Annotated in this window: 8 protein-coding genes; all 8 read left to right on the forward strand. The window is 39.4% G+C overall.

Annotated elements, in window-relative coordinates:
• Nucleotides 1-496 precede the first annotated feature (496 nt).
• Nucleotides 497-730, forward strand: coding sequence for a hypothetical protein (locus BHE89_RS03235; protein WP_128860294.1), 234 nt, complete (start codon nt 497-499; stop codon nt 728-730).
• A gap of 95 nt (nt 731-825) precedes the next feature.
• On the forward strand, nt 826-3606 hold the full coding sequence (locus BHE89_RS03240; RefSeq protein ID WP_128860295.1) for a Tc toxin subunit A-related protein: 2781 nt from the start codon (nt 826-828) through the stop codon (nt 3604-3606).
• A gap of 59 nt (nt 3607-3665) precedes the next feature.
• Nucleotides 3666-6254 (forward strand): SpvB/TcaC N-terminal domain-containing protein, encoded by a 2589-nt coding sequence (locus tag BHE89_RS03245; protein ID WP_128860296.1) that lies wholly within the window; start codon nt 3666-3668, stop codon nt 6252-6254.
• Nucleotides 6205-7992 carry a toxin TcdB middle/C-terminal domain-containing protein gene (locus BHE89_RS03250; RefSeq protein ID WP_128860297.1) on the forward strand — a complete coding sequence of 596 codons (1788 nt, stop codon included), beginning with the start codon at nt 6205-6207 and terminating at the stop codon, nt 7990-7992. The genes BHE89_RS03245 and BHE89_RS03250 overlap by 50 nt, the downstream gene beginning before the upstream one ends.
• 62 nt (nt 7993-8054) lie before the next feature.
• Nucleotides 8055-8372, forward strand: coding sequence for a phage holin family protein (locus BHE89_RS03255; protein ID WP_069366923.1), 318 nt, complete (start codon nt 8055-8057; stop codon nt 8370-8372).
• A complete protein-coding gene (locus BHE89_RS03260) occupies nt 8369-8758 on the forward strand; it encodes a M15 family metallopeptidase (protein WP_069366922.1) in 390 nt (129 codons plus the stop codon). The genes BHE89_RS03255 and BHE89_RS03260 overlap by 4 nt, the downstream gene beginning before the upstream one ends.
• Nucleotides 8755-9111, forward strand: a complete 357-nt coding sequence (locus BHE89_RS03265) for a DUF2570 domain-containing protein (RefSeq protein WP_069366921.1) — start codon at nt 8755-8757, stop codon at nt 9109-9111. The genes BHE89_RS03260 and BHE89_RS03265 overlap by 4 nt, the downstream gene beginning before the upstream one ends.
• Complete coding sequence (lysC, locus tag BHE89_RS27285; RefSeq protein WP_128860298.1) at nt 9053-9334, forward strand: Rz1-like lysis system protein LysC; 282 nt, start codon at nt 9053-9055, stop codon at nt 9332-9334. Before BHE89_RS03265 ends, lysC begins: the two co-directional genes overlap by 59 nt.
• Nucleotides 9335-9506 lie beyond the last annotated feature (172 nt).

The following is a 9506-nucleotide window of genomic DNA, read 5'->3' on the forward strand; positions in this document are numbered from 1 at the left end:
ACACCTATTATCCCGAATTAGAGAATTTTCCATATGAAAAATGGTTTGGCTATCTCGATTTAACAAGTACGGATGTTATTAATAACTGAAAGGTATAAATATAAGTATAGTAATTCTATAGGATATATAGATTCAGGAAAAAAATATTTATATTAATGTCAAGTCTGAATTTGATGTAAGTAGTGATAAATTCACTAAAAATATTAATAATAAATTTTTATTAAGAGGTAAATTAGCTTACTCAATATCTCATGATCCTATTGATGATATAAAAACAATAGACTCTCAAAATGTCTCTCTTTCAGGAAGTTTAATTAATGGTGTCAGTGTCGAATCGAAAAATAAAACATTATCTTGTTACCTTTCTGCTTTTGTTAACTGTGATGTTAATTATGGACATCTAGCTCCTGCACCTATTAAAGATATCTTTAAAGGTTTATTAAAGAGTGGCTCTATATTAGAGGACATTGTTTATACTTCAGGTAGTGTTGGTAAATTGACAACTTTATCTTTTAATGAAAAAACTGATTGTAGTTATTATTTAGGCTTTGATGTTATAAAAAATATAATTTACTTCTTTATTTATGACAATACCAAAGGCGCGGTAATTAAAGGTTCAGATATTAATAATGGAGAAGATTATAGCGTAGAGCTGGCTTTTTTCACTAAACAGTCAAATGGTTTATTAAAATATACATCAAAAAACAAAAATTTCTTTTACGCTTTCTAATGAATTAGGCAATTTCTCGTTAACAACATTTTCTAAATAAAGAAGCACCAAGATTTCTTTTTCATATTTCAGGAAAAACAACGAGTCAATTGCTTATGGGAGCATATGGGAAAGGAATTTCTTATCCAGTAGCTATTGGTGATTTAAATAAAGTTATCTATCGTGATGACGAAATGGTTAATGACATTCAGATAACTTTATCTTCTAGTCAGAATAATAAAGTCACTTATTCTCTTGAACAATGGTCTAACGCTAATACGTCTTTAATTGAAGGTACTAATAGCTTCAATAGTAAAAATAAAGAGCTTAAGCTTGATGTGCCTCAGAGTGAATTTAATGACAATGGTGAGTTTATATTAACTGCGAATGTGACAGCGGTTAATAAGGCACAAAAAATTATTTCTGAAAGCTTATGTTACTTTAAAGTCAGTGAATTAGAACATATAAGTGAGAGTATTATTAGCTTAAAAACAAATCAAAAGCAGGCTCAATATATTTCAATGACTGTGGCAAATGAACCTTTATTAGTACGTTTAAATACATTATTTGCACGTCAATTAGTCAAACGTGCGAATAACGGAATTGATGCTATTTTAACGCTAAGTTCTCAGAGACTGCCTGAACCCGCTTTGGAAAAAGGCGCTGATGTACCGATGGATTTTAATGGCGCTAATGCCCTCTACTTTTGGGAATTGTTCTATTACACCCCGATGATGTTAGCAAATGTGATGTTAGAAGGGCAAAATTACGATGAAGCAAGTCGTTGGTTACGTTATGTGTTTAGCCCAAATGGTTATATTGATAGCAATACTCACACTCATCGTGTTTGGAATTCACAGCCATTATTAGCAGATACAGCTTGGGATAATGATCAACTGGATTCAACCGATCCTGATGCGGTGGCACAAGCTGATCCAATGCACTATAAGTTGGCTACGTTTATGAAGTGCCTTGATATTCTTGTGGCACGAGGCGACAGTGCTTATCGTCTACTTGAGCGTGATACATTAAATGAAGCTAAAATGTGGTATGTACAAGCGCTGAAATTATTAGGAAATGAAACAGAACTATTAGAGAACGATGTGTGGTCAGCACCAGCATTAATTGATGCTGCAACCAAAACTAACCAATCAACGTCTTCTGTTAGTGACGAGAAAAAAGAAGCAACATTATTACGTACAGCAAATACCTTAACCTCGCTTTTTTTACCACAAATTAATGAGAAGTTAGCGCAGTATCGCGATACGTTAAAAATGCGTTTGTTTAATTTACGTCACAATTTATCGATTGATGGGCAACCACTGTCGTTACCAATGTATGCAACGCCAGTAGATCCTAAAATGTTGCAAAATATAGCAGTGAACCAGTCACAAGAGAATGGTTCATTACCAAATGCTGTGATGCCAACACAGCGCTTCCCTGTGATGTTAAACAGTGCAAAATCGGTAGTAAATCAGTTGATGCAGTTTGGTAGCTCACTGTCTAGTATTATAGAACGTCAAGATGCACAAGCATTATCAGAATTACTGACTACGCAAGGTAGTGAAATTATTCTGCAAAATATGAAGTATCAAATGAAGAGTATTGAGGAGTTTGCTCATAACAAGAAATCGTTAGAAGCGTTACGTGTTGGGGCACAAAACCGCGCTAGACATTACAGCAAATTGTATGATGAAAATATCAGTACCTCAGAACAACAAGCGATGGATCTCTATCTGGCATCGAGTGTGTTCAATACCGCCAGTCAAGGGCTCAATATGGCAGGTGCCGCTGCTGATCTTGTACCAAATATTTATGGTATGGCTCTCGGTGGTTCACGACTAGGCGCTATCTTTAATGCTACATCCATTGGTTTGCAACTGTCAGGTGCTGCAACCCGGATTTCTGCAGATAGATTAAATCAATCAGAGTTTTATCGTCGTCGTCGCGAAGAATGGGGAGTATTTCGTGATAATGCAAAAGCTGAGTTGATACAAATTGATGCACAACTTGAAGCCTTAAAAGTACGTAAAAAAGCCGCGAATTTGCAGTTAGATAGCTTGAAATTGCAACAGCAACAAATACAAGAGCACTTAACTTTTTTACAAAATAAATTTACCAATAAAGCCCTGTATAACTGGTTACGCGGTAAATTAATGGCAATTTATAAACCCTTCTATGACTTAACTGTATCACGTTGTCGTATGGCGGAATTGGCGTATCAGTATGATTTAGGTGAAACTCAAACCTTTATTCGCCCAGGTGCATGGCAGGGTAACTACTCTGGTTTGATGGCAGGTGAAAGTCTAATGCATAACCTGACTGAAATGGAAAACAGTTACCTTGAAAAAGATAAACGCGCATTAGAAATTACCAAAATTGTTTCATTGAGCGATGTATATCAAGGGCTAAGCACTAACTCGTTTGGTTTTGAGCAAGTAACAGATGTGATTAATCAATCTAAAACACAGTTAGGTACAGCAGAAAATGGTATTACGCTGAAAAATGGTCAATTACAAGCGTCGATTAAGCTCTCTGATTTAGCCATTGACAAAGATTATCCTGAGGATCTAGGCAAATTACGTCGTGTTAAACAAATTAGTGTGACATTACCTGCGTTAACAGGCACTTATCAGAATATTAGAGCGGTGTTGAATTATGGCGGTAGTGCGGTGAAACCACGAGGCTGTAATGCAATTGCGATTTCTCATGGCATGAATGACAGTGGGCAGTTCCAACTGAATTTCAATGATGATCGTTATCTGCCATTTGAAGGTTTACCCGTGAATGACACCAGTACACTGACTTTAAGCTTCCCTGATGCGACAGATAAGCAAAAAGAGATGTTACTGACACTGAACGACATCATTCTTCATATTAATTACACCATTCGTTAATTATCTAAATCTTAATTAATTAATTACAGGCTCCTGAGGGAGCCTGTCAGGAGTTCTACATGCAAAATTCAGAGAAATTGACCTTTGATGCACCTAATTTACCGAAAGGAGGCGGTGCTGTCACAGGGCTAACCGGCAATATGGGCGCAATTGGCCCTGATGGCGCAGCCACTTTTAGTTTACCGTTACCTATTAGCCAAGGTCGTGGTTATGCACCTGCGTTAGGATTGGCTTATCACAATCAATCAGGTAATGGCGCTTTTGGTTTTGGTTGGTCTGTGGGGGTGATGTCAATTCGTCGTCGTACTTCAAAAGGTATCCCTTCGTATACCCAACAAGATGAGTTTGTTGGGCCTGAAGGTGAAGTGATTGTACCGATTATCAATAAGAAAGGTGAAATTGAAACAGCACAACGTAACGAGTTACTAGGCGTAAAACTTGCTCATCAATATCAAGTGACAACATATCGTTCACGTATTGAAAAAAGCTTTAGCCGTTTTGAGTGTTGGTCATTAAATGATGCTAATACACCAACTAATGCGCCTAAACAGTTTTGGGTGATGTTGAGTGCAAATGGTGAGGTTCATTTGTTCGGTTATGAAACCACCGCACAGATCGTGGATAGCCAAAACAGCGCACATATTGCGCAATGGAACCTCAATGCGTCTATTTCAGCGACGGGTGAACAAATTGAATATCACTACCGTGCGGAAGATGAGCAAGGTTGTGATAAGCAAGAAATTCAAGCCCATAAAAATGCCAATACACAGCGTTATTTAGAGAAGGTGTATTACGGTAACCCTATTGGTGAAAGAGCCTTTTCATGTACTAAAACTGATAACACATTACCCAATAACGCTCTGTTTACCTTGGTCTTTGATTACGGTGAGCGTGATAGTGCATTAGCAACGTATCCGCAATGGCAAAGTGGTTCATCGTGGGCAGTGCGTAAAGACTGTTTTTCTCAATTTAATTACGGTTTTGAACTGCGTACTCGTCGTTTATGTCGCCAAGTGCTGATGTATCACCGTTTAGAAAGCTTAGCGCAGCAAAGTGCCAAAGCTGAAACGCCAGAATTAATTTCAAGATTAACGCTGACCTACGATGAATCAACAGCTGGTAGCATGTTGGTTTCAGCACAACAATCCGCGTTTAATGACAATAAAGACACTCAATCGTTAGTGACATTACCCCCCATTAAATTTGATTGGCAAAAAGTCGGTACAATGAAACAAGCACAGTGGCAATCATTGGATGAGCTTGCTTCTTTTACACCACAACAACCTTATCAATATGTTGATTTATTCGGTGAAGGATTGGCGGGCGTATTGTATCAAGACAGAGGTGCTTGGTGGTATCGCGCACCCGTTAGAAAAGAAGAGAAACAAAATCCGAATGCCGTAACATGGGATAAAGCGAAAAAGCTTCCTGTTATTCCCTCCTTGCGAAATTCAGCTATGTTGACCGACGTGACGGGTGATGGAAAGCTGGAGTGGTTAGTCACACAAGGTAATGTGAATGGCTATTACACGCAAGATGAAGAAAACGCAGAGAATTGGCTGAATTTTGTGCCACTTGATGCCATTCCTGTGGAGTATTTTCATCATAGAGCTGAACTGACTTCATTAACAGGCAGCGGTTTTGCTGATTTAGCCTTAATTGGTCCTCGTAGTATTCGCCTTTATGCCGGTTCAGCGCAAGGCTGGAAAAAAAGCAAAGATATCATGCAGGCTGATGGCGTAACGTTGCCGATTAAGAATATTAATCGACGTACCTTAGTCGCATTTAGTGATGTATTAGGTTCAGGGCAGCAACATCTGATTAAAGTAGATTATCAAGGTGTGACCTGTTGGGTACATTTAGGTGAGGGGCAGTTTAGCTTACCGATGACCATTCCAGGGTTTTCTGCTGATCGTCTTAAATTCAACCCTAATCAACTCTATTTAGCAGACTTAGATGGTAGCGGTACGACCGATATTATTTACGCACAATCGACCCATTTAGAGGTGTATTTTAACCAAAGTGGTAATCAATTTGTGCGTGGTGATGATATCGCATTACCTAAAGATGTGCGTTTTGATAATCATTGTCTACTTCAAGTGGCGGATGTTCAAGGCCTTGGTGTTGCCAGTATTTTACTGACAAAAGCTTATCCAACACCGCAACATTGGGTGCTTTCGTTACAAAACAAAAAGCCGTGGTTATTAATGTCTATTAATAACAATATGGGGCTTATTCAAAATCTGCATTACCGTAGTTCAGCGCAATATTGGTTAGATGAAAAATTAGCTCGTCAGCAACAGCGCAAAGAAAAAGCAGTTAGCTATTTACCTTTTCCGCTGCATACACTTTGGAAAACCGAAACCATTGATGAAATTACCCAAAGTCGCTTCACACAGACTCTAAATTACCGCCACGGTGTGTGGGATGGTAAAGAGAAAGAGTTTCGTGGTTTTGGTTGTGTTGAAGCCACTAATGCGGAGTCATTTAAAAGCGAAGAAAACAGCACGGATAAAACCCCAAATGCATTAACGCGTCAGTGGTTTTTTACTGGGAAACCGTCTGTTGATGCCAAATTTGCTGATGAATTTTGGCTAGGTGATAACGCGGCATTTCCACATTTTTTCTCCTCGATTTACGCAAGGTGAAGGGCGTGCAGAAAAAGCGTGCGATAGCGATTTATGTCAACAACAAAATTATTGGCTTGAGCGTGGGTTGCAAGGTCAATTGTTCAGAAAAGAGGTCTATGGATTAGACAATACGGTTGTATCCGATGTGCCTTATGCCGTTACGGAACAACGCCCGCAAGTGCGTTTAATTGAATCGCAAGGACGTTCACCCGTGGTGATGCCTTCGATAGTGGAAAGTCGTGATTATCATTATGAGCGTATTGCGTCTGATCCCATTTGTCATCAACACATTATCTTAGAGCAAGACGGTTATGGATTTGTGTCTAAAGCCGTTTCGATTGATTATCCAAGACGTCCTAAAGGGGCGAAAAACCCTTATCAGCATTATGAAAGCCTACCCGAGACGTTATGGGCGTCCAGTTATGATGCGCAACAACATACACTGCGTTTAAGTTTATCACGTCAAACTTGTCATCATATTAATCATTCAGAAAGACAGATTTATCAGCTAAGTGTTATCGCAACAAGTCGTCAAGATATTTGGACATATGGAGCAGAGCAGCAGCCTAAAGATGGTTTAAATGTCGAAGCACTATTAGCCAGCAATAATTTACTTACACAAAAGTCAGTATTTGTTGGGCAACAACAGCTTGCTTATATGGATGTTAATGGAAGTGCCACATTACTAGAGCCTGATTTTCCTGTGCGTTTAGCCTCTAGTGAAACGGCGGAATTAGATGAAGAAACAGCAAACGCGATTTCACAGCCTTATCCCACTTTAAAACTGGATGAAGTCATGAAAAATGCCGGTTATCAGCAAAAAGCATATTTATTTGCTGATGAGTCAGAAAAAGGCAAAACGCTATGGGTGAAACCGTTATTAGGTATCAAAACCTATGGTTCATTGGCGCAGTTTTATCGACCTCTTGTTTATAAAAAAACGGCACTTTCTTGTGATTACACCTTGCTCTGGGATAAGCAATTCTGCGTATTAATGGGTAAAAAATCCCCCTTAAATATGCAAGATTTTCATCTTACTTACGATTGGCGTTTTTTATCGCCTAATTCAATTACTGATGCCAACCATAATATTCATCAAGTGACGTTTGATGGTTTAGGTCGTGTGACAACGACGCGTTTTTCAGGAACGGAAAACGGTGAGCAGAGCGGTTATAGCGATAAAGCGTTTACTATGCCGACAACCATCGATGGGGCTTTAGCGTTGACATCAACGTTACCTATTGCAACGGGTTTTGTGTATGTCACAGACAGTTGGATGCAGACATCAGCAAAATTACCGCCTCATGCATTGCAAATTATGACAGACCGTTATGACCGTGATCCACAACAGCAAATTCGCCAACAAATCGCCTTTAGCGATGGTCTTGGACGCCTATTGCAAACTTCTGTCAGAGTGGAAGCTGGTGAGGCCTTTTTACGCAGTGAAAAAGGGGCGTTAGTGGTGGGCAGTGTACAACAAGCACAGCAAAAAAGGACCACAACACGTTGGGCAATTTCAGGTGAAACCGAATATGACAACAAAGGGAATGTAAAGCGCGTTTATCAGCCTTATTTTCTGAATGACTGGCGTTATGTTTCGGAAAGTTCATCTCAGCCTAATCGTTTTGCGGATACTCATTATTACGATGCATTAGGTCGTTTATATCGAGTGAATACGGCAAACCACTATCAACGCAATACGATAGTCACACCGTGGTTTATGGCTCAGGAAGATGAAAATGACACCCTAGTGTAGGTGGTTTTTTATGCGGATTAATAGGAAGCATCGTTTAATCCGCTCTATTTAGGAATTTTATTATGCTGGTAGCAATCCCATCTGAAAGCGATGCGCTGGCTTGGATGATTATCGGTGGATTTTCAGCCTGGGGAGGTATCGTGAGGTATTTAATGGAAATTAGGCAAAAACAAATTAAGTGGTCTTGGTGTGGCATTGGTAGTCAGATCGTGATTTCAGTATTCACAGGATTACTCGGTGGATTATTGAGCTTTGAAAGTGGGGCAAGCCGTTATATGTCTTACATGATTGCGGGGCTTTTTGGCTCAATGGGGAGTACCACGTTGATTTGGCTATGGAATCGTATTTTTGGTGTGAACAATCTTAGGGAGCCTAAATGAAGATGTATACATTAAGTCAACGTAGTCAAAACAACTTAAAAGGTGTGCATCAAGACTTGGTACAAGTGGTTCATCAGGCGCTGACATTGAGTGAATATGATTTTGTCGTCATCGAAGGGCTACGTTCATTCGCGCGTCAAAAAGAGCTAATGAAGGAAGGTAAAAGCAAAACCCTCAATAGTCGTCATTTAACAGGTCATGCTGTAGATATTGTACCTTTAGTGAATGGCGCGATCCCTTGGCAAGATTGGTCTGCGTTTGAATCTATATCAAAAGCAATGAAACAAGCGGCTCATCAATTGGGTGTTTCAATGAATTGGGGCGGTGATTGGGTTTCGTTTCGTGATGGCCCCCATTATGAGCTGTCTAGAGAGGTATATTCATGAGTATAACCTGGCTTTTACGCTGGGGATCAAAAGGAGGCGTGTTGTTAGTTATTCTGACCACGCTTCTGGTGATCCGCTATCAACATAACCAAATTAATCGATTATCAGAACAAAATAGCCAGCTTGAATATCAACAACGTACATTGCAATCACAATTAATGCAATGGCACGAACAAGCGGAAAAAATCGCTGAAACGCTCACACATCAACAAGAGGAGCAACACTATTTAGAGGAAGAAAATCATGCAATACGCCAAGAGTTACGGCAACTTCTGGCTCAAACGCCTTGTGCTAATGAGTCTGTGCCTGACGCTGTTATCCAGTTGCAGCAAAGCACCCTTAACCGCCGTTAAAGCACCTGAAAAATTTGTACCAATACACTTACTACAGCCTTGTTCAGCACCGTTTTTTAATGTGCAAGTATGGGGGGATTATCCTGATTATGTGGCACGTTTAATGTTGGTATTAGAAAAATGTAATACCGATAAAAAAGCCGTTGCCGAAATATTAGCCTTAAAAAATCAGCGTAATAGCAATGAATTGGATCATAAAAGAAAATCAATTAAGGAATTATAACACTATGTCAAATCAACAATTATATATACGAACACCCTCGGTGGTAGTTCATGATAATCGTGGATCAGCAATTCGTGAAATTAATTATTGCCGTCATCCTGATACGGTTAATCAAACCGATGAACGCATTACGCGCCATCACTATCATGCTCGCGGTTATTTAGAACGCAGT

This window comes from Shigella sp. FC1967, from assembly GCF_001743005.1.
Lineage (GTDB): Bacteria > Pseudomonadota > Gammaproteobacteria > Enterobacterales > Enterobacteriaceae > Proteus.